Source organism: Robiginitalea marina (assembly GCF_024006985.1).
GTDB lineage: Bacteria > Bacteroidota > Bacteroidia > Flavobacteriales > Flavobacteriaceae > Robiginitalea > Robiginitalea marina.
The window spans coordinates 36,595-61,942 of the sequence record NZ_JAMXIB010000002.1 but is presented as its reverse complement, the minus strand read 5'-3'; the positions used below and the strand labels follow the sequence as shown (position 1 = coordinate 61,942).

24 protein-coding genes are annotated in these 25,348 nt (G+C 54.6%); 18 read left to right on the top strand and 6 right to left on the bottom strand.

Features of this window, described 5'->3' with window-relative positions:
* The first annotated feature begins 62 nt into the window (after positions 1-62).
* From NG653_RS03065 to NG653_RS03055, 3 genes are read left to right on the top strand one after another with little or no spacing between them, the layout of a single operon-like run.
* Positions 63-2,459, top strand: a complete 2,397-nt coding sequence (locus NG653_RS03065; RefSeq protein ID WP_252740198.1) for a glycoside hydrolase family 31 protein — start codon at positions 63-65, stop codon at positions 2,457-2,459.
* 48 nt (positions 2,460-2,507) lie between these two features.
* A complete protein-coding gene (locus NG653_RS03060) occupies positions 2,508-3,314 on the top strand; it encodes a M48 family metallopeptidase (protein ID WP_252740197.1) in 807 nt (268 codons plus the stop codon).
* A gap of 60 nt (positions 3,315-3,374) precedes the next feature.
* Entirely contained in the window at positions 3,375-4,703 is a 1,329-nt protein-coding gene (locus NG653_RS03055; protein WP_252740196.1) for an MFS transporter, read from the top strand.
* Positions 4,704-4,744: 41 nt separating this feature from the next.
* Here the strand turns inward: NG653_RS03055 and NG653_RS03050 are convergent, their stop codons facing one another.
* The 4 genes from NG653_RS03050 to NG653_RS03035 are packed head-to-tail and all read right to left on the bottom strand — an operon-like array spanning position 4,745 to position 7,668.
* The gene (locus tag NG653_RS03050) at positions 4,745-5,473 is read right to left on the bottom strand and encodes a head GIN domain-containing protein (RefSeq protein WP_252740195.1); all 729 of its coding nucleotides are present in this window, start codon (positions 5,471-5,473) and stop codon (positions 4,745-4,747) included.
* A 23-nt stretch (positions 5,474-5,496) separates the two neighbouring features.
* The gene (locus tag NG653_RS03045; protein WP_252740194.1) at positions 5,497-6,576 is read right to left on the bottom strand and encodes a DUF4097 family beta strand repeat-containing protein; all 1,080 of its coding nucleotides are present in this window, start codon (positions 6,574-6,576) and stop codon (positions 5,497-5,499) included.
* Positions 6,557-7,114, bottom strand: coding sequence for a hypothetical protein (locus NG653_RS03040; protein WP_252740193.1), 558 nt, complete (start codon positions 7,112-7,114; stop codon positions 6,557-6,559). Before NG653_RS03040 ends, NG653_RS03045 begins: the two co-directional genes overlap by 20 nt.
* Positions 7,111-7,668: an RNA polymerase sigma factor gene (locus NG653_RS03035; RefSeq protein ID WP_252740192.1), complete on the bottom strand. Its 558-nt coding sequence runs from the start codon at positions 7,666-7,668 to the stop codon at positions 7,111-7,113. Before NG653_RS03035 ends, NG653_RS03040 begins: the two co-directional genes overlap by 4 nt.
* A gap of 218 nt (positions 7,669-7,886) precedes the next feature.
* Here NG653_RS03035 and lon point away from each other — a divergent pair, with 218 nt between their 5' ends.
* Together lon and cmk are read left to right on the top strand one after the other, a co-directional pair.
* Positions 7,887-10,337 (top strand): endopeptidase La, encoded by a 2,451-nt coding sequence (gene lon, locus NG653_RS03030; RefSeq protein ID WP_252740191.1) that lies wholly within the window; start codon positions 7,887-7,889, stop codon positions 10,335-10,337.
* Positions 10,338-10,412: 75 nt separating this feature from the next.
* Entirely contained in the window at positions 10,413-11,117 is a 705-nt protein-coding gene (cmk, locus tag NG653_RS03025; RefSeq protein ID WP_252740190.1) for a (d)CMP kinase, read from the top strand.
* A 30-nt stretch (positions 11,118-11,147) separates the two neighbouring features.
* Here cmk and NG653_RS03020 read toward each other — a convergent pair whose 3' ends face one another.
* Positions 11,148-11,528, bottom strand: a complete 381-nt coding sequence (locus NG653_RS03020; protein ID WP_252740189.1) for a LysM peptidoglycan-binding domain-containing protein — start codon at positions 11,526-11,528, stop codon at positions 11,148-11,150.
* A gap of 244 nt (positions 11,529-11,772) precedes the next feature.
* Between NG653_RS03020 and rpsA the strand changes: the two genes are divergently transcribed.
* From rpsA to NG653_RS02975, 9 genes are all read left to right on the top strand, one after another.
* Complete coding sequence (rpsA, locus tag NG653_RS03015) at positions 11,773-13,611, top strand: 30S ribosomal protein S1 (RefSeq protein ID WP_252740188.1); 1,839 nt, start codon at positions 11,773-11,775, stop codon at positions 13,609-13,611.
* Between the two features lie 149 nt (positions 13,612-13,760).
* On the top strand, positions 13,761-14,300 hold the full coding sequence (gene pyrR / locus NG653_RS03010; protein WP_252740187.1) for a bifunctional pyr operon transcriptional regulator/uracil phosphoribosyltransferase PyrR: 540 nt from the start codon (positions 13,761-13,763) through the stop codon (positions 14,298-14,300).
* Between the two features lie 4 nt (positions 14,301-14,304).
* Positions 14,305-15,231: an aspartate carbamoyltransferase catalytic subunit gene (locus tag NG653_RS03005; protein ID WP_252740186.1), complete on the top strand. Its 927-nt coding sequence runs from the start codon at positions 14,305-14,307 to the stop codon at positions 15,229-15,231.
* 6 nt (positions 15,232-15,237) lie between these two features.
* Complete coding sequence (locus tag NG653_RS03000; RefSeq protein ID WP_252740185.1) at positions 15,238-15,570, top strand: ribonuclease Z; 333 nt, start codon at positions 15,238-15,240, stop codon at positions 15,568-15,570.
* A gap of 21 nt (positions 15,571-15,591) precedes the next feature.
* Positions 15,592-16,497, top strand: coding sequence for a ribonuclease Z (locus tag NG653_RS02995; protein WP_252740514.1), 906 nt, complete (start codon positions 15,592-15,594; stop codon positions 16,495-16,497).
* A gap of 92 nt (positions 16,498-16,589) precedes the next feature.
* A complete protein-coding gene (gene pdxH, locus NG653_RS02990) occupies positions 16,590-17,237 on the top strand; it encodes a pyridoxamine 5'-phosphate oxidase (RefSeq protein ID WP_252740513.1) in 648 nt (215 codons plus the stop codon).
* Positions 17,238-17,283: 46 nt separating this feature from the next.
* Positions 17,284-17,769, top strand: coding sequence for a SixA phosphatase family protein (locus tag NG653_RS02985; protein WP_252740184.1), 486 nt, complete (start codon positions 17,284-17,286; stop codon positions 17,767-17,769).
* Positions 17,770-17,773: 4 nt separating this feature from the next.
* A complete protein-coding gene (gene ppk1, locus NG653_RS02980) occupies positions 17,774-19,861 on the top strand; it encodes a polyphosphate kinase 1 (RefSeq protein WP_252740183.1) in 2,088 nt (695 codons plus the stop codon).
* Entirely contained in the window at positions 19,848-20,753 is a 906-nt protein-coding gene (locus NG653_RS02975; protein ID WP_252740182.1) for a Ppx/GppA phosphatase family protein, read from the top strand. The genes ppk1 and NG653_RS02975 overlap by 14 nt, the downstream gene beginning before the upstream one ends.
* A 19-nt stretch (positions 20,754-20,772) precedes the next feature.
* Here NG653_RS02975 and NG653_RS02970 read toward each other — a convergent pair whose 3' ends face one another.
* Positions 20,773-21,354, bottom strand: a complete 582-nt coding sequence (locus NG653_RS02970; RefSeq protein WP_252740181.1) for a MiaE family protein — start codon at positions 21,352-21,354, stop codon at positions 20,773-20,775.
* A gap of 156 nt (positions 21,355-21,510) precedes the next feature.
* Here NG653_RS02970 and NG653_RS02965 point away from each other — a divergent pair, with 156 nt between their 5' ends.
* The 4 genes from NG653_RS02965 to NG653_RS02950 are packed head-to-tail and all read left to right on the top strand — an operon-like array spanning position 21,511 to position 25,346.
* Complete coding sequence (locus tag NG653_RS02965; RefSeq protein WP_252740180.1) at positions 21,511-22,362, top strand: EboA domain-containing protein; 852 nt, start codon at positions 21,511-21,513, stop codon at positions 22,360-22,362.
* A gap of 2 nt (positions 22,363-22,364) precedes the next feature.
* The gene (locus NG653_RS02960; protein WP_252740179.1) at positions 22,365-23,273 is read left to right on the top strand and encodes a TatD family hydrolase; all 909 of its coding nucleotides are present in this window, start codon (positions 22,365-22,367) and stop codon (positions 23,271-23,273) included.
* 1 nt (position 23,274) lies between these two features.
* Positions 23,275-24,180 carry a UbiA-like protein EboC gene (gene eboC / locus NG653_RS02955; protein ID WP_252740178.1) on the top strand — a complete coding sequence of 302 codons (906 nt, stop codon included), beginning with the start codon at positions 23,275-23,277 and terminating at the stop codon, positions 24,178-24,180.
* Between the two features lie 11 nt (positions 24,181-24,191).
* A complete protein-coding gene (locus tag NG653_RS02950; protein ID WP_252740177.1) occupies positions 24,192-25,346 on the top strand; it encodes a 3-dehydroquinate synthase in 1,155 nt (384 codons plus the stop codon).
* Positions 25,347-25,348 lie beyond the last annotated feature (2 nt).

Here is a 25,348-nt window from a genome sequence, read left to right as displayed (position 1 = left end):
GAAGATTTCGGTTTTTGACCGTTTTGTCTTTCTTTTGTCGGGCTACAAACGGACCAAGACAGATGATTACCAATACCGAGCTGGAATACAAAGGCAACCTGTACCCCAAACAGGTTGTTGATTTTCGTAAGGATACCGATAAATTCTATTTTACCACAGAAAACGGGGTCATCCTGGAGTTGACGATCCTCCGCAATAGCGTCCTGCGGTTCCGCTATGCCACGGACCACGTTTTTGAGCCCGATTTTTCCTATGCCATCAGCCCGAACCACAGCAGGGGCTTCGATGAAATCCGGAAGGAGGAGACCGATACGGATTACCTGATTTACACCTCCAAGCTTAAAGTTACCGTCGACAAGGCCAGCCTGCGGGTGCAGATTTCCGACCTCGAGGGACGGGTGATCAACGAGGATGAACTCGGGTTCCACTGGGAGGAAAACTATGAGTTCGGCGGGAATACGGTGAAGATGAGCAAGGTCGCCCAGGCAGCGGAATCGTTTTACGGTATGGGCGACAAAGCCACCCATAACAACCTCAAAGGCAAGCGCATTCAGAACTGGGTAACCGATCAGTACGCCTACAGCAAGGACCAGGAACCCCTCTATAAGGCCATTCCCTTTTACGTGGGCCTGCACAACAATATCGCTTACGGGGTCTTTTTTGACAACTCCTTCAGCACCCATTTCGATTTCTCCCATGAGCGCAGGAACATCACCAGTTTCTGGGCCGATGGGGGGGAAATGAACTATTACTTTTTCTACGGCCCCGAGATGCGCCGGGTGGTCAGTGCCTATACCGATCTTACCGGAACCCCGGAACTCCCGCCCCTGTGGGCCCTTGGCTTCCACCAGTCCAAATGGAGTTATTACCCGGAAAGCCGGGTGAAGGAGATCGCCACCACCTTCCGCAAACTGAGGATTCCCTGCGACGCCATATACCTCGACATCGATTACATGGACGGGTTTCGGTGCTTTACCTGGGACCGGGAGCGTTTCCCCGACCCCAAGCGCATGATTTCCGAACTGGAGGAAGACGGCTTCAAAACCGTGGTCATGATCGACCCGGGGATCAAGGTCGACCGGAATTACTGGGTATACCGGGAGGCCCTGGAAAAGGATTATTTCTGCAAAAGGGCCGACGGCCCCATTATGCAGGGCAAGGTATGGCCCGGGCCCTGTAGTTTTCCCGATTTCACCAACCCTGAAGTCAGGGAATGGTGGGCCGAGTTGTACAAGGGCCTTATCCAGGAATCCGGGGTGCACGCGGTCTGGAACGACATGAACGAACCTGCCGTGATGGAGGTCCCCAGCAAAACTGCCCCCCTCGACACCCGCCATGACTACGACGGCCACCCGTGCAGCCACCGCAAGGCGCATAACATCTATGGCATGCAAATGGTACGGGCTACCTACCACGGGGTAAAGAAATATGTGTTCCCCAAACGCCCTTTCGTGATCACCAGGGCCGCCTATGCCGGGACGCAGCGCTATTCGAGCACCTGGACCGGCGACAATGTGGCGACCTGGGAACACCTCTGGCTGGCCAATATCCAGGTACAACGGCTTTGTATGAGCGGGATGTCCTTTGCCGGGTCCGATATCGGCGGATTCGCGGAACAGCCCAACGGGGAGCTCTTTGCCCGCTGGATACAAATGGGGATTTTCCACCCGTTCTGCAGGGTGCATTCCAGTGGCGACCACGGAGATCAGGAGCCCTGGTCCTTCGATGAGGAGGTTACCGGCATCGTGAGGAAGTTTATCGAGTTGCGCTACCAGCTGCTGCCCTACTTCTATACCATGTTCTGGAAATATATCCGGGAAGGGGTGCCCATGCTGAAATCCCTGGTTTACTACGACCAGGAAGACCACCAAACCCATTTCCGCACCGATGAATTCCTGTGTGGCGACCAGATTTTGGTATGCCCCATTCAGGAACCGAACGCCCAGGGGCGCCGCATGTACATCCCCCGCGGGAAATGGCACAACTACTGGACCGGCGAAGTGGTCGATGGCGGGATGGAGAAATGGGTCGTTGCCGACATCGACAAAATCCCGATCTTCATCAAGGCAGGGGCCATGATCCCAAAATACCCCGTACAGCAATATGTGGGGGAAGTAAAGATGGAACAGCTTACCCTGAACACGTATTTCCTTTTGGGGACGGAGCAATCGACCCTTTACGAGGACGCACAGGATGGCTACGACTACAAAAAGGGGGAATACAGCCTGAGGAACTTCAAGCTTACCGGCAAGGAGAAGGAACTCATTATCCAGCAATACAAGGATGGTACGTATATCACCCCATATTCGACCTTCAGGGTAAACCTGATCGGACTCCCCTTTCGTATCCGGAAGATCCAGGTAGATAATGAACCTGTTAACCTGAACGATGTTCGCCTCAACGGGGAGAATACCATCGAAGTAGACAAAAATTTCACGTCCCTGGTCATCCGGGGGTAAGGGATATTTTTTAATTTAAGGCCTAAGGAGACCAAAAAATTCCCGGACATGAAAAAAACAGTGCTTACCCTTTTCATTTTCCTGGGGGTAGTGGCTTGTAAGACCAACCCCTTTACCGGAAAAAGCACCCTGAACTTTTACGGCAACCAAAGCCTTTTCCCGACGGCCTTTGCCCAGTACGACCAATTCCTGGAGGAGAACAAGGTGGTAACGGGGACGGAGCAGGCTGCCATGATTACCCGCGTGGGCCAGCGCATCGCCAAAGCGGCTGAACGCTGGCTTACCGCAAACGGCCATCCGGGTTACCTTAAGGATTATCGCTGGCAATATACCCTGGTCGATGACAAAACCGTAAACGCCTGGTGTATGCCGGGGGGCAAAATCGTATTCTACACGGGTATCCTCCCCATCTGCCAGGACGAGACTGGGATCGCCGTGGTAATGGGGCACGAAGTGGCCCACGCCCTGGCAGACCACGGGGCGCAGCGCATGAGTGCCGGCACCCTGCAGACCTTGGGCGCCGTGGCCGGCAATGTGGCCATTCAGGACCCGGAAACGCGGAATGCCTTCAATATGGCCTATGGCGTGGGCTCCTCGGTGGGGGTTATGTTGCCCTTCAGCCGGAGCCATGAGACCGAAGCGGACCTGATCGGCCTGCGGATTATGGCCATCGCCGGGTATGACCCTGGGGCGGCCCCGGAGCTTTGGAAGCGGATGAAGGCAAACAGCCAGGGCGCCCCGCCGGAATTCCTCAGCACCCACCCTTCCAACGATACCCGCATCAGCAACCTGACCAAGTGGGTACCCGAGGCCAAAGCCGAAGCCAGGAAGTTCGGGGTAACCACTTTTCAGTAGCATGGGCCCATTGGGGAATTATTGTATCTTCCCCTGGATATCCGTCTAACAGGGTTGCCTATGCCGAGTCCCTTTCTCCCAAAAGGAAGCAAAAAACTGCTCCACGCCTGGGCTTTCTACGATTGGGCAAATTCGGTGTACAGCCTGGTAATCGCTTCCGCCATTTTCCCAATCTACTATGGGGCGCTTTTCCGCCTGGCGGGGGTAGAGAAAGTTTCGGTATTCGGCGGGGAGATCGCGAGGGCACCCCTGATCAGCTATGTAACTTCGGCTGCCTTTGTCTTTATCGCCCTGATTACCCCCCTGCTTTCGGGCATTGCAGATTACCTGGGGAACAAAAAAGTCTTTATGCGATTTTTCTGTTACCTGGGCGGACTCTCCTGTATGGGGCTTTACTGGTTTTCCCTTGAATCCATCTATTTCGGCCTGCTCTGCTATTTCATGGGCCTGGTCGGGTTCTGGGTTAGTTTTGCCATAAACAATTCCTACCTGCCCGACATTGCCTTTGCCGAACAACAGGACCGCATCAGTGCCAAAGGGTTTTCCCTCGGGTATATCGGGAGCGTGATTTTGCTGTTGTTCAACCTGGCCATGGTCATGGAACCCGGCAGGTTTGGGATTTCCGACCATCCCGACCACCCTGCGCCAATGATGGCCATGCGGTATTCCTTTGTTTCGGTGGGCCTTTGGTGGATCCTGTTCAGCCAGTACACCTTCCATTACCTGCCCCGGGGGAACAAGCGGGAGGGAACCCCCACCAATATCGTCTTCAATGGCTTTCGCGAATTGCGGGAGGTCTGGGGGCAATTGGGCAATACCCCAACCCTGAAGGCCTACCTGGCTGCCTTTTTCGTTTACAGTATGGCCGTGCAAACCGTAATGCTGATCGCCACGTACTTCGGGGAGGAGGAAATCGCCTGGGGGTCCGATGAACAGCGCACCACAGGACTGATCGTAAGCATCCTGCTCATCCAGCTGGTCGCTATAGCGGGGGCAACAGCCACTGCCCGGGCTTCCAGGGCCTTTGGGAACATCCCGGTCCTGGTAGCGATCAATTTTATGTGGGTGGGGATCTGCGTTTACGCCTATTTCCTGGTGGACCCCATGGATTTTTACCTGGCAGCGGGCATTGTTGGCCTGGTCATGGGGGGCATACAGGCGCTTTCCAGGTCGACGTATTCCAAGTTTATCCCTGAGACGCGCGATACCGCTTCCTTCTTCAGCTTTTACGATGTGGCGGAAAAGATTGGGATCGTCATCGGGACCTTCCTCTACGGCCTGGTGGCACAATTCACGGGGAGCATGCGCAATGCCACCATTTTCCTCGGGGTATTCTTTATAGGGGGCATGCTGCTTTTACTGCGGGTACCCTCAAAAAAGAATCCCTGAGGCCGACCTGGCCCCAGGGATGCAGTTGCGGATCCTGTGGGTTATCCTTTTTTTACGTCTCCCGAACCTGCCGATTTGCTATCGATGATTTCAGGGTTGCCCCGGTAATGGATGTCCCCGGAACCGGAAATGCGCGCTTTGAGGGATTGGGTGGCGGTCACCCGGATGTCTGCGGAACCCGACACTGAGGCATCCACCGAACGGGCTTCCAGGCCGTAGGCATCCACATCCCCGGAACCCGAAACACTCACGGTCAGGCTCCCGCTCCGCCCCCTCAGGGTAAGGTTTCCGGAACCCGACAGGGTGGCCTCCACCTGCTCACTCTCTATATCGAGCTCAATGTCGCCTGAGCCCGACATGACGGCGGCAAAGGTTTCCGCTTCCAGCTTGGTTTTTCCGCGGATGTCGCCGGACCCGGAGAGGGATACCCCGCTGAGGTCCTGCACGGGTATGGTAATCAGGATCCCGTCTGATTTCCAGGAAGAGGGTTGCAGATTGTACCCGGATTCCGGTTTAATGACCAGCTTACCGTTCTTGACTTCCGTAACCAGGTGTTCCAAAAGGTTTTCTTCCCCTTTTACCTCAAGGGTCCCTTCCTGCCCGCTGACCAGTTCCACGTCGAACCAGCCCGCCACGGAGACTTCCTCATAGGAACCTACATTCCGTGTTTCGGTAACCCGGTTCCCGTTTCCTTTGATCTTCTTTCCCCATTGGGCGGTGGCCGGAAGCGCCAGGAGCATGCAAAGGCCAAACAAGTGTAATTTTTTCATGAGTTTTGTGTTTTTCAGGGTGTTCAATTCTTTTTAAGGGAGATGTTTCCGTATTGGCTTCTAATGCTTACCCGGTTTCCGCTGTCCGGAACACCGTGGAACCCGCTGTAGTAGCGCTCGCTCGATTTTTCGCGGCTTACCCTGACTTCCAGGGGCTCCCGCCCGCTCACGCCGGCGTATTCCGTACTGATTTCGAAATCGAAATGGTATTCGGGGTCATATCCGATTTTTATACCCGTATAGTCTGTTGAAAGGGTGATGTTTCCCGCGTCTGGAGCCATCCGGTCTATGCTGATGCTGCCATAGTTTGCCTTGATGTCCACATTGCCCTGGAGGGTTCCCAGGCGGACGCTGATATAGTCACCCTTCCCGATGATGTCGCGGGCATTTCCCACTTCAAGGGAGCCATAATCACAAGTGTAATCAAGCGTTTCCACGGCTTCCAGGGTGGCATCCGTATAGTCGGCCTTAAGGATCAGCGCCCCGGTTTTTTCCAGGGTAAACCGCGAGTAATCGGCCCGGATTTCCCCGCTGTTCATGGTCCCGATCCGCGATTTGGAGAGGTAGTCGAAGCTGAGCTGGTTGTTCCGCCCGCGCAGTTCCCCCAGGTCTACCCGTCCATAGTCGCAGCTTATTTTGGCATGGCCGTCGATACGGTCGAGGGTGATGCCGCCGTAGTCATTGCTGAGGTTGATGCTGTTCTTAACCGGGAGTTTCACATTGTAATTGACCTGCATGTTTACGTTGTTTCCCTTCCAGTTCCAGCCGGAACCCCGGTTAAACACTGTTTTTGCCGAAACCATTCCCGGGGAAGCCTCAAAAGCGACGGTGATCTCCTCCAGTTTTCGCGCCACCCGGCTCTCGTTGCTCCCGGTTACGGTGATGTGAACTTCGATGACCACCCGGTTTTCGTTCCAGGAACTGAGCACCAGGTTGCCGTAGCTGTTGTCGATTTTCAACAGGGCATCCGGGTTTACCTCGAATTCTTTTTTAATGGTTTTCTCCTGGGTATGCCTTCCTTTGAAGTCGTTGCAACGTCCGGTTAAAGGGAGGGCAAGAGCGATCAAAAAGGCGATTGCAATCTTAAAGGGAACTATTTTCATGGGTTTGATTTTTAAATTGATTTACGCGTTCTGCTTCTTTCATCACTTCCTGCAACAGGCTGATGCGGGTCTGGAAATTCTGGATCATCGCCCCGAGGATCATTTTGCTGTTGCCCCCGGCAAGGAGGTCTTCCTCCAGTTGGCGGTAGCTGCGGTCCAGGGCTTCCAGCTGCTTTAAGGTATCTTCAATCAGGGGCCGGGTCTGCGGGCTTTCCAGTTGGCGGAGTTCCTGTACCTGACGGGAGACCATTCCGGCAAAGTAGTTGGACGTCTGGGAAACCTCCGGGGAAATTTCAGCTACCTGTTGCTCCAGGGAAGGCCCGGGGAGCCAAAGGAAGGCAGTGGCCGCGAGGAGCAGGACCGCCGCGGCGGCCACGGAAAGGTGCCTCCACCAGGGCTGCCCCCTGCCTGTACCCGGGGTACTTCCCGATTCCAGACGCTGCAGGAAGCGTTCGCGATGGCCTTCGGGCGCCTCCTCCCGGTCGAGTTGCCCCTCCAGGGTTTTAAAAAGGTTTTCGATGTCCTGGTTTTGTTTCATACCTGTGGTGCGGTTAATTTCTTTCTGAGGCTTTCCTTGGCCCTGGAGATCAGCGTCCGGCAGTTTCCATAACTGATATCCATGATTTCGGAAACTTCTTCATAGTCATACCCTTCAATCAAGTGTAAGGTCAAAGAAACGCGGTAGCTATCCTTGAGTTGTTTCATGGTTTCCATCACTTTTTGAGCCATTCGTTCCGTACTTCCATGATCCGTGGAAGCCCCGTCGTTATCTTCGACCTTGTACAATACACTTTCAAGTCCCACTTCCTGACGTTTTTGTTGTTTCCGGTAGTGGTGGATACTGTTGTTGATGACAATCCGTTTCAGCCAGGAACCAAAGGTGACCTCCCCTTTAAAGGTGTGTAACCTTGTGAAGGCACTCAGGAAGGATTCCTGCATGATATCTTCAGCTGTTGCAGGATCTTTCACGATCCGTACCGCGGTGTTGTACATGGCGCGGTAGTACCGGTCGTAAACCTTCATTTGTGCTCGTCGGTTCCCTTGCTTGCAGGACTGCAGCAATTCTTCAATATCTTCTTTCTGGCGGCTCAAAAAGTGATAGTTTGCTTTAAAGATGAAGTAAATTTCGCATTGTTACAGTTTGGCCCGGCTAAAATTTCAGCCTTGGCACAGGAATTGCCCAAAAGTGGGTGAAGGTCGGGCGAAAACACAGCTTTTCGGGATGAAGACGAGGCAAATTAGCCTGCAGGTGGCCCGGCCTGAACAGCAAAATACTGTCCTCAGGTGACAGAATGACCGAAAAACACGCTATGTCGAGAACAAAATTTATATCCATTGACAATCTGTCGCTTCAGGGGGTGGGGGAGGATTCTGAACTCATCCCCCTGCTGACGCCGGAGGATGAAGAAGAGATGAACAATGAGCAGCTCCCGGAGACCCTGCCCATCCTCCCCCTGCGCAATACGGTGCTCTTTCCGGGTGTCGTTATCCCCATCACGGCGGGCAGGGACAAGTCTATCCACCTGATCAGGGACGCCAATTCCGGCCCGAAGGTAATCGGGGTGGTGTCGCAAAAGGATGAAAACGTGGAGAACCCGGGCGTACAGGATATCAATACCCTGGGCACGGTTGCCCGCATCCTCAGGGTCCTGCAGATGCCGGACGGAAACACCACCGTAATCATCCAGGGTAAAAAGCGGTTTGAGATCGCCGAGGTCCTCACCGAGGAGCCGTACCTCACCGCCACCATCAGGGAAGCGGAGGAGGAGCGGCCCGATGAGGCAAGTGTGGAGTTTGTCACCATTATAGAGTCCATCAAGGAACTGGCGCTGAAGATCATCAAGGACAACCCGAATATCCCCAGTGAGGCCGCCTTTGCCATCCGAAACATCCAGAGCAACTCCTTCCTCATCAACTTTGTCTGTTCCAACCTGAACCTCACCGTAGCGGAAAAACAGCAACTCCTGGAGCTGGGCAACCTGCAGGAGCGCGCCCTGGCAACCCTGAAGCACCTCAATGTGGAACTCCAGAAGCTGGAGCTTCGAAATGAGCTGCAATCCCGCGTGCGCTCCGACATGGACCAGCAACAACGGGAGTATTTCCTGCACCAGCAGATGAAGACCATACAGGAGGAACTCGGGGGCGTTTCCTACGATGAGGAGATCGAGGAAATGGAAGCCCGTGCCAGGGAAAAGCAATGGAGCGAGAAAGTGAGCGAACACTTCGAGCGGGAACTGGCCAAGCTCCAGCGCATGAACCCCCAGGTGGCCGAATATTCCATCCAGCGCAATTACCTGGACCTTATGCTGGAACTCCCTTGGGACCACTATTCCGAGGACCAGTTTGACCTGAAACGGGCAGAACGCATTTTGGACCGGGACCACTATGGCCTGGAGGATGTCAAAAGGCGCATCATCGAATACCTCGCCGTCCTCAAATTGAGGAAAGACATGAAATCACCCATCCTTTGCCTGTATGGCCCCCCCGGGGTGGGGAAGACGTCCCTCGGCAAATCCGTGGCCGAGGCCCTCGGGAGGGAATATATCCGGATGTCGCTGGGCGGCCTCCGCGACGAGGCGGAGATCAGGGGGCACCGGAAAACCTACATCGGTGCCATGCCGGGGCGTATCCTGCAGAGTATCCGGAAGGCGGGGACCTCCAACCCGGTGTTTGTCCTCGATGAGATCGACAAGCTTTCCACCAGTTACCAGGGGGATCCTTCCTCCGCCATGCTGGAAGTACTTGACCCTGAACAGAATACGGAATTCCACGATAACTTCTTGGAGATGGGGTACGACCTGTCCAAGGTGATGTTCATTGCCACGGCCAATAGCCTGTCGAGCATTCAGCCGGCCCTGCGCGACCGGATGGAAATCATCAATGTGACCGGATATACCATAGAAGAGAAGGTGGAAATAGCCAGGCGGCACCTATTGCCCAAACAACTCAGGGAGCACGGCCTCACTGCAAAGGACCTGAAGATCGGCAAACGGCAGCTTGAAAAGATCGTGGAGGGCTATACCCGGGAATCTGGGGTAAGGGGGCTGGAAAAGCAGCTCGCCAAAATGGTCCGTCATGCCGCGAAGAACATTGCCACCGAAGAACCGTATAACGTGAAGGTAACCGATGAGGACATCGAAAAAGTGCTGGGTGCCCCCCGCATGCTGCGCGACAAATACGAGAGCAACGAGGTGGCCGGGGTGGTCACCGGGCTGGCCTGGACCAGTGTGGGCGGCGATATCCTGTTTATTGAATCCATACTCTCCAGGGGCAAGGGTACCCTGAACATCACCGGTAACCTGGGGCAGGTGATGAAAGAATCCGCGACCATCGCCCTGGAATATATCAAATCGCATGCTGCCGAGCTGGGGATTGACCCCGAGGTATTCGGGAAATACAACGTCCACATCCACGTGCCCGAAGGGGCAACCCCCAAGGACGGCCCCAGTGCGGGGATTACCATGCTGACCTCGCTGGTCAGCCTGTTTACGCAACGGAAGGTGAAACGCAGTATGGCGATGACCGGGGAGATCACCCTGAGGGGGAAGGTTTTGCCGGTTGGGGGCATCAAGGAGAAGATCCTGGCCGCCAAAAGGGCGCGGATCAGGGAGGTCATCCTCTGTGAAGAGAACCGGCGCGACGTGGAGGAGATTAAGGCAGATTACCTCAAGGGCCTGACCTTCCACTTCGTAAAGGACATGATGGAAGTCATCGACATTGCGATTACCTCCCAGAAGGTAAAGAATGCCAAAAAATTATAAACGGCTTGCAGACCCAGGGGCGCCATGGCGCCCCTGGGCTGCTTTTTGCAGCGATTTAATTCCTTATTTTTGCGCATGCGCAAGATTTCCATAGCCATAGACGGCTACTCTTCCACGGGGAAAAGCACCCTGGCCAGGCAACTGGCAAAATCCCTTGGCTATATTTATATCGACTCTGGCGCCATGTACCGGGCCGTCACCCTTTTTGCCCTCAGGGAAGGCCTGTTGAACGGGCAGCCCAACGCCGAAAGGCTGGTGGAACTCCTGCGGGGTGTCGAGCTCGATTTTGCCCTGAACCCCGATAACGGGCGCTCGGAAATCAGGCTAAATGGGGAGAATGTCGAAAAGCAAATAAGAACCATAGAGGTATCCAGCCACGTCAGCCAGGTTTCCGCCATTGCGGGGGTCAGGGAGAAGCTGGTGAAACTCCAGCGCGAAATGGGCCGCAACCGGGGGGTGGTTATGGACGGGCGCGACATAGGCACGGTAGTCCTCCCTGAAGCCGAATTGAAGATATTCATGACGGCTTCACCGGAAATCAGGGCGGCCCGCAGGTATAAGGAATTGCTGGATCGGGGGGAGCAGGTCAGCTACGAAGAGGTCCTTAAAAACGTCAGGGAGCGCGACTACCTCGATTCCCACAGGGAGGTTTCCCCATTAAGGCAGGCCGAAGACGCCATCCTCTTCGACAACAGTGATATGGGGCTGGAAGAGCAATTCGAGCGCATCCATTCCCACGCCCTCAGGATCATCGAAAAAACAAATCAGGCGCCCGGGTAGCAGGCGCCCGATTCTTTGGAAACCTTACAGTTACAGGTTTGGGATCACCAGGTTTTGCCCGGGATGGATCAGGTCAGGGTTTTTCAGGATATCGCGGTTCGCTTCAAAAATCCGCTGGTATTTCATAGGGTCGCCGTAATAGTGCTTGGCGATTTTGCTGAGGGATTCCCCTGATTTCACCTCGTGCCTGTGGTAGACGGAGGAATCTTCCACCAGAATGTTGGCCATGATGTCAGAAGGTTTCTCCCCTCCGATTGCCTTGATTTTATCCCAAAGGATGTCTTTTTCATAGGGGGTTTTTACCGTGCCCTTGATTTTAAGGACTCCGTTTTCCTCTGAAACCTTACCGTCTTTGGCCCCGAGTTTTTCCCCCAGGTCGAGTACAGCCTGGTACTTGTCTTTTGCGCTCATGAATAACTGGTGTTATGTGGTTTGCTAATGCCTTTAAAGATACGAATTATGCGCCAAAAACCCGGAAGCCTGCCGGGGGGATAACTAAAAAATAATGTTGGCGAAACGCGATAAATGTTGTATTTTTGCACACCTTTTTGACAGGGAATCAGGAGGAAAAGGGTACGATCAAAGACATGTAGAACAGCTTCCAGGGCATCTGTCAGGCTCCTGAATACCTTGGAATACAAACATTACTCAGCACATGGCTGAAGAAAAACAAGTCGCCGCAGAGGTGGAAACCACCCAGGCAGAAGCGCCGGCCGCCGCGCCGGCCCAACAGCAGGATCCGAAGGAATTCCTCGAAAATTTCGATTGGGAAAAGTACGAGGAAGGGATCGAACGGGTCGAAGACCAGAAACTTAAGGAATTCGAAGACCTGGTAACCCGCAATTTTGTGGATACCGCCGACGAGGAGGTTGTGGAAGGTACCGTAACCCACCTGACCGACCGCGAGGCAATCATCGATATCAACGCGAAATCGGAAGGGGTGATTTCCCTGAACGAATTCCGTTATAACCCTAACCTGAAAGTTGGGGATAAGGTGGAAGTCCTTATCGATATCAGGGAAGACCGCAGCGGACAGCTGGTGCTTTCGCACCGCAAGGCCCGCACGATCAAAGCCTGGGAGCGCGTAAACACCGCCTATGAGAAGGAAGAGGTTGTGACCGGATTTGTGAAATGCCGTACCAAAGGAGGGATGATCGTCGATGTTTTCGGCATCGAGGCCTTCTTGCCGGGCTCACAGATCGACGTCAAGCCGATTCGCGATTACGACCAGTATGTAGGGAAGACCATGGAATTCAAAGTGGTGAAAATCAACCAGGAATTCAAGAACGTGGTGGTATCCCACAAAGCGCTGATCGAAGCGGATATCGAAGAACAGAAAAAAGAAATCATCAGCCAGCTCGAAAAAGGGCAGGTCCTGGAAGGGGTGGTCAAGAACATTACCTCCTACGGGGTCTTTATCGACCTTGGGGGCGTGGATGGCCTGGTGCACATTACCGACCTTTCCTGGAGCCGGATCAACCACCCGAGCGAAGTGGTCGACCTCGACCAGAAACTCAATGTGGTCATCCTGGATTTCGACGACAACAAGTCGCGTATCCAGTTGGGTCTCAAGCAGCTTGAGAAGCATCCCTGGGATGCCCTGGGCGATGAGATCAAGGTTGGCGACAAGGTTAAGGGGAAAGTAGTGGTCATTGCCGATTACGGTGCATTCCTGGAAGTAGCCGAAGGGGTTGAAGGACTGATCCACGTCTCTGAAATGTCCTGGTCTACCCACCTGAGGAGTGCCCAGGATTTTGTGAAAGTAGGCGATGAACTGGAGGCTGTGGTACTGACCCTCGACCGGGAAGACCGCAAAATGTCCCTCGGGCTCAAGCAACTTACGCCGGACCCCTGGACCGATATCACTTCAAAATACCCGGTAGGCTCGCGCCACAAGGGGATTGTACGCAACTTTACCAACTTCGGGGTCTTCGTGGAACTGGAGGAAGGGATCGACGGACTGATTTATATCTCCGACCTCTCCTGGACCAAGAAAATCAAGCACCCCTCTGAGTTCGTCACCGTAGGCGATGTGCTGGAGGTGGAAGTGCTGGAGCTGGATGTGGATGGTCGCAAACTGAGCCTTGGCCACAAGCAGACCACTGAGAACCCCTGGGACAAATACGAGGATGACTATGCGGAGGGAACCGTCCACAAGTCTTCCATCAAGGAAATTGTCGACAAGGGAGCGATCGTTGAATTCAATGAAGACATAACCGCCTTTGTACCCCAGCGCCATTTGGAAAAAGAAGATGGCAAGAAGCTGGGCCGCGGGGAGGAAGCGGAATTCAAGATCATCGAGTTCAATAAAGACCTGAAACGCGTGGTGGCAAGCCATACCGCGATTTTCAAGGAGGAAGAACAGCGCAATGTGCGGGCTGCCCGGAAAAAGGCAACCGCCTCAGAGGAGGCCAAGCCGACCCTGGGAGATGCCAACGAGCAGTTGCAGGCGCTGAAAGACCGGATGGAAGCCAGCAACAAGAAGAAAAAGTAAGGTTGCCTCCATCTATCCATAGAAACCCCGGACGCGTGTCCGGGGTTTTTTTATGCCGGGGCCCCGGATGCAATCCCTTGCCGGAGGATGGCCGGGAATTAGGGGGAATTGTATATTTTTGTGAACCGAACCTTAAGGGCCTACCTCGAATGAGTCAAAAAGTGCTCCTCTCTTCCCGGGAAATCGATATCATCCTGCACAGACTGGCCTGCCAATTATTAGAGAACCACCTCGATTTTTCAAATTCCGTCATGATCGGGTTGCAGCCCCGGGGTACCTTCCTGGCAAAACGCCTCCTGGGCGTGCTCCAGAATGACTACAAGGTACGGCACATCCCTTTTGGCCTTTTGGATATTACATTTTACCGGGACGATTTCAGGCGGGGCGACAAGACCCTGGCAGCCAGCAGCACGCAGATCGATTTTTTGGTAGAGGGGAAAAGGGTGGTTTTGGTAGACGATGTCCTCTACACCGGGCGCAGTATTCGCGCTGCCCTCACGGCCCTTCAGTCTTTCGGTCGCCCGGGGGAAATTGAACTGCTGACCCTTATCGACCGGAGGTTCAGCAGGCACCTGCCCATCCAACCCGATTACCGGGGCCGGCAGGTGGATGCCATCAAGGAGGAACGGGTGAAGGTCTGCTGGAAAGAGAACGAAGGAGAAGATACGGTCTACCTGGTTAGCCAATAAGCGCATGAGTGAACTGAGCGTACGTCATTTACTGGGCATCAAGTACCTGAAGCGGTCCGACCTGGACCTGATCTTCGAAACGGCCGACCATTTCAAGGAGGTCCTCGCGCGTCCGATTAAAAAGGTACCCTCCCTGAGGGACCTGACCATTGCCAACATATTTTTTGAGAACAGTACCCGTACCCGACTTTCCTTTGAACTTGCGGAAAAGAGGCTATCGGCCGATGTCATCAATTTTTCGGCAGCCCAGTCTTCCGTCCGAAAGGGCGAAACGCTCATCGATACCGTCAATAACATCCTTTCGATGAAGGTCGACATGGTGGTGATGCGGCACCCGAACCCGGGGGCGGGCATATTCCTTTCCAACCATGTAAAGGCATCTATAGTAAACGCCGGGGACGGGGCCCATGAACACCCCACCCAGGCCCTTCTCGACGCTTATTCCATCAGGGAACGCCTGGGGGAAGTGGGGGGTAAAAAAGTCGTTATAGTCGGGGATATCCTGCATTCGCGGGTAGCCCTTTCCAATATATTCACCCTGCAGATGCTGGGGGCAGAGGTAAAGGTTTGCGGCCCCAGGACATTGATCCCCAAGTATGTGGAATCGCTTGGGATCGGCGTGGAATACGACCTGAAACGCGCCCTTCAGTGGTGCGACGTGGCCAACATGCTGCGGATACAAAATGAACGGATGGACATGAGTTATTTTCCCACTACCAGGGAATACACCCGTCAGTTCGGGATCAACAAGGCCCTGCTCGACAGCCTGGAACGGGAAATTGTCATCATGCACCCGGGACCCATCAACCGGGGGGTTGAGATTACCAGCGATGTGGCCGATTCCAGCCAGTCCATTATCCTCAACCAGGTAGAAAACGGCGTAGCCATTCGGATGGCGGTCATTTACCTGCTCGCCTCCAAAATCAAGTAGGACGCCATGATATTCGACAAAGAAGGGAATACCACTATCGTCATCCAGGAACGCACCTCCCTGCCTACCTTTCTGGCAAACCTTGAAGAGGCCTACCCGCGCCTCAGGGATGACCACCTGATCATCAACCTTTCCGCCCTTGCTTCTTTCAGGCCGCGGGATGTGCGCGATTTCCTGGAACTTTCAAACCGCCACCGCGGCCGGGGGAAATCCTTTGTGCTGGTGAGCGAGACCATCCCTTTTGACGAAGTCCCCGAGGAGATGAACCTGGTGCCCACCCTTCAGGAGGCCCGCGACATTATCGAGATGGAAGACATCGAAAGGGACCTCGACCTCTGACCCATGGGTGATGGCCGACGGATAAAGCTGCAGATCATGGGGTGCCACGCGGCGACCCCCCGCTTTATGACACATCCTACCGCCCAGGTGCTGGAGTTGGGGGGCCACCTGGTACTAATCGATTGCGGGGAAGGGACACAGATGCAATTGCGCAGGTTTAAGGTCCGTTTTTCCAGGATTGAGCATATTTTCATTTCGCACCTGCATGGGGACCATTTTTTCGGCCTTCCCGGGCTGATATCGACCTTCAGGCTCCTGGGACGGGAAAACCCCCTGCACCTCTATGGCCCCCCGGGAATAAAGGAAGCCATTACCCTCCTGCTTAAACTGGGAGATTCCTGGACCAATTATCCCCTGCATTTCCACGAGCTCACCGCGACCGAACCGGAGGTTATTTTTGAAGACGCCAGGATCAGGGTCAGGACCCTTCCCCTGGACCACCGGGTATATACCAACGGGTTCCATTTTGAGCTTCGGGAAGGGGAGCGGTCCCTGCGGGCCGAAGTGGCCCGTGCCCATGGTATCGACCGGGCGCATTTCCAGGGCATAAAGCAAGGGGCGGACGCCCCGGCAGCCGACGGTACGGTGATCCCCAATGCCCTGCTCACAGATCCCCCGCCACCCCCGAAACACTATGCCTTTTGCAGCGATACCGCATACAAGCCCTCCCTGGTGCCTTTGATCAAAGGGGTGGACGTCCTCTACCATGAAGCCACCTTCCTTGAGGCACATGCCGGCCTGGCTGCCAAAACGAAGCACGCCACAGCGGCCCAGGCCGCTGCCATAGCCCGGGATGCAGGGGTGGGCGAGCTCCTGCTGGGCCATTATTCCACCCGGTACAGCAACCTTGAGGACTTTAGGGAGGAGGCCCTTGCGGTGTTTCCAAGGGTTTCCCTGGCCGAAGACGGGAAAACCTTTGAATGGTAGTCCTGCAAGGCCCCCGGCGGGCCTGGAGGGCAAGGGGGGAAGCCCTTACTTTTTCGAACTTTGTTCGTATCTTGCGCCCCTACAGCGAACCCATGCACGAAGACCTCGGAAATTTTCGGAAAACCTATCAAAAGGAGCAGCTCCTTGAGTCCGAGGTGCCTTCCAACCCCATGGAATTATTCCGCAAATGGTTCTATGAGGTACAGGAAAGCGGGAGTATTGATGAACCCAATGCCATGGCCGTGGCAACCAACGGGTTGGACGGGTTCCCGAAGAACCGGATGGTCCTGCTCAAGCGTTTTACGGCCGAGGGTTTCATCTTTTATACCAATTATGAAAGTGAAAAAGGCAGGGCCATCGCCGCGGACCCCCGGGTATGCCTTTCATTTTACTGGTCCCACCTGGAGCGGCAGGTGATCGTCAAAGGGGAGGCGGAACGCCTTGCGGAAAACCTTTCTGACGGATATTTTGAATCCAGGCCGGAAGGCAGCCGGCTGGGCGCCATCCTCTCTCGCCAGAGCGAAGTCATTCCCTCCCGCGAATTCCTGGAAGACGGTCTCAAAGCCCTCGAAGCGGAATACGAGGGAAAAGAAATCCAACGCCCCCCGTACTGGGGCGGGTTCCTGGTGCGTCCCTGGTCTATTGAATACTGGCAGGGAAGGCCCAACAGGCTGCATGACCGGCTCCGCTACACCCTGCAGGAAGACTGGGATTGGAAGCTGGAACGGCTTGCTCCCTGAGCCTTGAGGCTTGCAGATAAGACAAACACCCTAAACCGATAGCACAATGAAGGAACTGATCCTGGTCCGGCACGCCAAATCCTCCTGGGACTACGATGCAGACGACGCTGACCGCCCCTTGAAGGAACGGGGCATTTCCGATGCACACCGGGTGGCTGCGGCCGTTGCAGCCCGGCTTCCTGAGGTGCAGGCGGTTTTTTCCAGCCCTGCCAACCGCGCCCTGCATACCTGTATGATCCTGATGCGCGAATTGGGCATCCCCCTGGAAAAACTCCGGGTCCACCGCGACCTTTATGACTTTTCAGGTACCTCGGTGCGGGATTTTGTTCATGGGCTGGACGAGGGCCTCCACCGGGTTATGGTTTTTGGACACAACCACGCCATGACCTATATTGCCAATGCCTGGGGGAACAAATATGTGGAAAATGTGCCTACAGCCGGCCTGGTTTACCTGGACCTGCAGGCGGCCACCTGGAAAGAGGTATCTACGGGAAAGACCCGGATGACGGTATTCCCCGGACAACTTAAATGAGCAAATGAACAAAAACCAATATATCAACCGGGAGATCAGCTGGCTCCGGTTCAATGAGCGCGTACTGCAGGAAAGTGCCGACAAAAGGGTGCCCCTGATCGAAAGGCTCCGGTTCCTCGGAATCTTCTCCAACAACCTCGACGAATTCTTCAAAGTCCGCTACGCCACGGTAAAGCGGATCGTGCAGGCGGGTAAATCGGGGAAAAGCGTCCTGGGCGGGGAGAAAGCCAAGGACCTCCTGGAAGAGATTACCAATATTGTGATCCGCCAGCAAAAGGAAAGCCTTGTGATCCTCCAGGAAATCGAGGAAGAACTTGAAAAGGAGAATATCTTCCTGATCGATGAGACCGAAATCCAGGAACACCAGGAGGAATTCCTCCGGAGCTATTTCGTCCAGAAAGTGAGCCCGGCCCTGATGACCATTATCCTCGATGAGCACACGGAATTTCCCACCCTGAAGGATACCGCGGCCTACCTGGCCGTCCGGATGGTCCTGATCGACGAGGCCGGCAGCCCTTCGGGGCAAGAGGCCAGGAGGTATGCCCTGATTGAGATTCCCAGGGAGATCAACCGCTTTATAGAACTTCCCAGGGAGGGACAGCGGAATTATATCATCCTGCTCGACGACCTGATCCGGTATTGCCTGAGGAGCATTTTCAACATGTTTTCCTATTCCTCCATTTCGGCCCATATGATCAAGATCACCAGGGATGCCGAGCTCGACATAGACAATGACCTGAGCAAGAGTTTTATCGAGAAGATTTCCAGCAGTGTCGAAAACCGCAAGATCAGCGACCCGGTGCGATTCGTATACGACAGCTCCATCGAACCCGATACCCTGAAATTCCTCCAGGATAAAATGAACATCCAGGATACCGACAGCGTCATCCCCGGGGGGCGTTACCACAACCGACGCGATTACATGGGCTTTCCCAGCCTCGGACGAGCCGACCTGATGTATAAGAAGATCACCCCCCTGCCGGTTAAGGGCCTCAGCCTGGAAGGGAGCCTGTTTGAGCGGATCGGCAGGAAGGATTACCTGCAGTATGCGCCCTATCACTCCTTTATGTACGTAATAAAATTCCTTCGGGAAGCGGCCCTGGACCCCAAGGTGCGGACCATCAACATCACCCTCTACCGCCTGGCCAATAACTCCCAGGTGGCAGCCTCCCTGATCAATGCGGCCAAGAATGGGAAACAGGTAACTGTACAGATCGAATTGCAGGCCCGTTTTGACGAGCAGGCCAATATCCAGTATGCCGAACAGCTGCAGGAAGAGGGGGTACGCCTTATTTTCGGGGTACGCGGCCTGAAGGTACACAGCAAGATCTGCCTTATCGAACGGGAAGAAGGGGAGGGCCTGCGCAGGTATGGATTTATCAGCACCGGGAATTTTAACGAAGACACGGCCCGCATCTACACGGATTACACCCTATTTACAGCCCACGAGGCCATCCTGAAAGAACTCAACAAGGTCTTCGGGTTTTTTGAAACCACTTACAAAATCAATAAATACAAGCACCTGATTGTTTCTCCCCATTATACCCGTAGTCGATTTAAAAAATTGATATACAGGGAAATAAAAAATGCCAAAGAGGGTAAGGAAGCCTATATCCAGATCAAGATGAACAGCCTGACCTCTTATGACATGGTGGACCTGCTCTACCAGGCCAGCAATGCCGGGGTAAGGATACAGCTGATCATCCGGGGGATTTGCTGCCTGGTGCCCGGGGTGCCCGGCATGAGCGAGAACATAGAGGCGATTAGTATTGTCGATAAATTCCTGGAACACCCCAGGATCTTTATTTTCGGCAATGACGGGGACCCCAGGGTGTTTATCTCCTCTGCGGACTGGATGACCCGGAACCTGGATTATCGCGTGGAAGTGGGGTGTCCTATTTATGATCCGCAAATCCGCCAGGAACTCATAGATACCTTTGATATCTCCTGGAAGGACAATGTCAAGGCCCGGGTTTTCAATGTGGAGCAGGACAACGAATACCGCCGGAATGATGCCCCGGCCTTTCGGTCCCAATTTGAAATGTATGACTATTATGTCAGAAAATTAAAACAGGGAAGTGAAGGTCCGTAAGTTTGCCGCCATTGATATCGGTTCCAATGCCATTCGGTTGCTGGTCCACAACGTAGTGGAATCTCCCGGAAAACCCGTGAAGTTTTACAAGAGTGCCCTGGTCAGGGTGCCTGTGCGGTTGGGGGAAGATAGTTTTACCTCCGGGGTGATCTCGCCTCAGAGCACCCGGCGCATCGCCAGTACCCTGAAGGCCTTCGGCCTGCTCATGGAGGTAAGCGGCGTGGAAAAATACAGGGCCTGTGCTACCTCTGCCCTCAGGGAAGCCCGTAACGGCCCCGAAGTGATTGCGGAGATTCATCGGGCCACGGGTATGGAAGTGGAGGTGATCGACGGGCCCACAGAAGCCTCTATCATCGCCCATACGGACCTCCGCAAGCTCATCCGGCAGGAAAGCAGTTACCTCTATGTGGACGTCGGTGGGGGGAGCACGGAATTCACCTTGTTTTCCGGCGGGCAGATCGTTTCTTCCAGATCCTTCAAAATAGGCACGGTTCGCCTTCTGAAGTCCATGGTTACGGAGGAGGATTGGGCCGGGTTAAAGGCGTGGATCACAGGGCAAACCAGCGGCTACCCCGGGATATCCATTATCGGTTCGGGCGGGAACATCAATAAGTTGCATAAAATGTCGGGAAGGAAACGGGAACAACCCCTTTCCTTTATCTGGCTCAATGCCCAGTACCATTTCCTGAAGGCCATGTCATATGAAGACCGGGTAGCGGAACTCGGCCTGAACCCCGACCGGGCCGATGTGATCCTTCCGGCGGCCCAGATCTTCCTGCAGGCAGCCAAATGGAGCGGGGCAAAAATGATCCACGTACCCCAGATTGGCCTTGCGGACGGCCTTATCCGCGATTTGTACTACCGCGAAGAAGGCATCCCTGCAGGGGGTTGACGCAGGTTTGGGCCGGGAATCAACCGTGGACGGTTTCTTTTTTTCCGAGGTTTTTCATGATCCCGGCCTCGTATTCGAGCAGGGCCTCCCATTTTTGGTCCACTTCCCTGCGATCCCCGAATTTCCGGGCAAACTTCAGGAAAAGGGTGTAATGCCCGGCTTCGCTCACCATGAGTTTTCGGTAAAATTCGGCCAGGTCGGGGTCTTTAAGCTGCTCTGAAAGCAGGCGGAAGCGCTCACAGCTCCGGGCTTCGATCAGGGCCGCGTAGAGCAGGCGGTGGACCAGCTGGGAGGTCCGGTCGCCCCCTTTCGGGAAAAATTTCATCAGCTCAATAACGTAATCGTCTTTCCGGTATTTCCCCAGGGTACGGCCCCTGGCTTTAATGCGGTCGTGCACCATCTTGAAATGCCCCATTTCCTCGCGGGAAAGGGCGACCATTTCGTCAACCAGTTCGGGGAATTCAGGAAAACTCACGATCAGGGAAATGGCGGTGCTCGCCGCTTTCTGCTCACAAAAGGCATGATCGGTGAGGATTTCATCGATGTTTTTTTCCACCAGGTTTACCCACCTGGGGTCCGTTGGGAGTTTGAGGCCCAGCATAGTTGCGTTTTTTTCAAAGGTATAAAGAATCTCCCGGCATTTCAGGGGACTTTCAGGGGAACCCCATGTTCCTTTCCAAGTTATAATAAGTAACTTTGTGAAGTCGTTCATAGTACTGCGTTATTGTGAACCAGTTTTCCGGTAAATACCTTGGTAATGGATTCGAATCCCATTTGTTCCGCCTCTGGGGATCTTTTGTTTGGCCATCTGGAGGCATCTGACCGACGCTGGTTCGCGGACCAACTTCAGGCGGTGTGCCAACCTCCTTCCACCAGGAACCTTTATCTGACCTATAGCCTGATCGGCAGGAAATTCGAAGGGAAACCCGTAATCCCCGCAGATGCCCCCGGGCACGGCCTGCAGCTGCCCGGCGGCGGTGCCGTTAGCGTAAGGGATTTGGGTAGGGTTTACCTGCTCTGTGAAGTTTTGAGGGAGAACCCGGAGTATTTTATCCCGGCTATCACCAAATTGATCCAGGTGGCTGATACCGGGGAATTGATCACCTTCCTGCGTTTTTTGAGCTTCCTGCCCCGGGCGGGGGAATTCCGCCAGGCGGCAGTGGAGGCCTTGAGGACCAATATCGCCCCCGTGTTTGAGGCAATCGCCATGGACAACCCTTATCCAAAAACGTATTTCAACGAGCAGCAATGGAACCAGATGTATCTGAAGGCCGCTTTTATGGGGCTCGACCTGCTGCGCATCCATGGGATAGACGAGCGGGCGAATGGACCCCTTGCCCGGATCATTTCCGATTATGCCCATGAGCGATGGGCGGCTTCCCGGAAAGTGGACCCGTTGATATGGCAACCTGTTGCAAAATTTATCTCAGGCCCACTGCTAGGCGATGTGCAGCGCTTACTGGCCAGTTCTGAGCCGGCCGAGCAGAAGGCGGGGTTCCTCTGTGCGCTCCAAAGTGGGGACCCGCAGGCAACCCAATGGGCCCAAGACCATGAACTCTACAAAACATTTATCAAAAACCCGTATACCTGGAAGGATATAAATAACTGAGTATGGATTCAAAACTTCGATTTATTGACCCCCATGTGCACATGACCTCGCGCACCACCGATGATTATGAGGCCATGGCCGCGGCCGGCGTGGTAGCCGTAATAGAACCTTCTTTCTGGCTTGGGCAACCCCGGACACAAGTCGGTTCTTTCCAGGATTATTTTAGCAGCCTGGTGGGTTGGGAGCCCTTCAGGGCCAGCCAGTTTGGGATAAAGCATTACTGCACCATCGGGCTGAATTCGAAAGAAGCCAACAATGAGCCCCTGGCGGAAGCTGTAATGGACCTGCTGCCGTTGTATCTGAATAAAGAAAATGTGGTGGCCATAGGTGAGATAGGCTATGACGACCAGACCCCGGCAGAAGACAAGTATTTCCGGGCCCAGCTGGAGCTCGCCCGGGAGTACGGGATGAGCGTTCAGGTGCATACCCCGCACCGCGATAAAAAATCCGGTACCATCCGGAGTATGGAGGTATGCCTGGAACACGGCCTGGACCCGGCCGACGTGGTGATTGACCACAACAACGAGGAGACGGTTAAGGAGGTACTCGACAGGGGCTTTTGGGCCGCCTTTACAATCTACCCGAAAACCAAGATGGGCAACGAACGAATGGTGGAGGTCATCCGGAAATACGGCAGTGAGCGCATCATTGTCGACAGTTCTGCCGACTGGGGGGTCAGCGACCCCCTGGCAGTCCCCAAAACGGCTTCCCTGATGCTGAAGCGGGGGATCGACGCGGCGGAAGTGCACCGCAGCTGTTATCAGAACGCCCTTGAAGCCTTTGGAAAAAACAGCACCATGAAGGAAGCCGACTGGTTGGAGGCCAAAGGGGTGGACCAACGCCTGCTGTTCAATGACAACAGTGTTCTGAGGGGGCAAAGCCCCCGGATCGATTCCGAAGAAATTACCTGATTTGGACCGGAATGTTATAAGGGGATACCTGCAATTATGCAGGCCGGCAAACCTTCCGACCGCAGCTGCGGATATCGCCGCGGGAGCGGCCATCTCGGGTGGGATTGCATCCCTGCTTGCCGGCCCCGAAATGCAGCCGCACCTTATCGCAGGATTCCTGGCCCTCCTGGTGGCTTCCGTGTTTTTGTACGCGGCCGGGGTAGTGCTCAATGATGTTTTCGACCTGAAAACGGATCTCAGGGAACGCCCTGAAAGGCCGATCCCCAGTGGCCTTATCCCATGGGGCCACGCAGCGGTTTTCGGGGCGGTGCTGCTGGTGTTTGGGGTAGTTCTGGCTTTTCTTTCAAGGCTGGAAAGCGGAATAATCGCCCTTTCCCTGGCCGCCGGGATCCTGATTTATGACGGCCTGGCCAAAAAGCACGGTTTTTTCGGGCCCCTGGTGATGGGGATGTGCCGGGGGCTGAACCTGTGGCTTGGGATGAGTCTGGTCCCGTTCAGCGGGGCCCCGGGGTTCGTTTGGATCCCCGTAATCTATATCTTTGCCATCACCGCCGTGAGCCGGAGCGAAGTAAGCGGGGGAGGGAAGGTTTCTGTGCTTTGGGCAATTTTGCTATACGCTTTGGCAATTTTCAGCGTTGGAGCTATAACATGGGTGCAAAAAGGCCATTTCTGGCAAATGCTGCCCTTTCTGGGCTTTTTTGCCGTACTGGTTTATTCCCCGCTGCTCCGGGCCTATCGGGAAAAGACCCCAGGAGCCATCAGGAAGGCCGTTAAGGCAGGGGTTTTGGGCCTGATTGTGATGGATGCCGCATGGGTGGCCGGATTTGCGCAGGGATATATTGCCCTCCTGGTTTTGCTCCTGTGGCCGCTATCCGGTTTAATTGCAAGGAAGTTTGCCGTTACGTAACAACTCAGAGGATGGAAAAATCAATCCGCAGTACCTTTCAGGTGAGTTATCACTACGAACTGAAGTTTACCCGGGGTGTTTTTGAGATAGAAAACCCCTTGTTTGCCTCGGTGCTAAGGGAGCTTAAGCCCGGCAGGCCTGTTAAGTCACTCTTTGTGGCCGACCAGGGGGTTTTGGAAAACCACCGTGGCCTCGGGGCCAAAATCCGGGAGTACTGCAGGCACTACCAGAAGGACCTGCTTTTTTCGGGCCTGTTGGAAATTCCCGGGGGGGAAGGGGCAAAAAACGATCCCGAAAATGTCGAATTAGTCCTGAGTGCGATCAACCAGCACGGAATTTGCCGGCATTCAGTCCTGGTGGTGGTCGGCGGGGGTGCTGTGATCGACATGGCTGGGTATGCCGCGGCAATCGCCCACAGGGGGATCCGGCTGCTGAGGATCCCCACCACGGTGCTGGCTCAGAACGATGCAGCCGTGGGGGTAAAAAATGGCATAAATTATTTTGGCAAGAAAAATTTCGTCGGCACCTTCTCCGTGCCCCTGGCCATCATCAACGACCGGGATTTCCTGACGACCCTTGAAGACCGCGATTGGAATTCCGGAATGGCCGAGGCTGTAAAAGTAGCCCTGATCCGCGACCGGGATTTCTTCGAATACCTCGAGAACCAGTCCGCTGCTCTTATTCGGCGCGACCCGGACCCCATGGAAACCCTTATTTTTCGCTGTGCCCGATTGCACATGGAACACATCGCTCAGGGGGGCGATCCTTTTGAGAAGGGGAGTGCGAGGCCCCTGGACTTTGGCCACTGGGCCGCGCACAAACTGGAGCACCTTACCGACTATTCCCTGAGGCATGGGGAAGCTGTTGCCATTGGCATGGCACTCGATAGCATTTACAGTCACTTGTTGGGGCTGATTTCCGGGGAGGAAAAGGAGCGGATTCTGGCCCTGCTGAAAAACCTCGGGTTTCGGAATTTCCTGGAGAACCCGCCATATTTTCCCAGGGAAATGCTCCTTGAAGGGATTGAGGAATTCCGTGAACACCTCGGGGGAACCCTCACCATAACCTTGCTTAAGGGGATAGGGCAAAAAACAGAAGTGCACCAGATAGACCGGGGACTCATGGAGCAGGCCATGGCAGAGCTGTTTCCCGTCCTGGCAGACTAAAA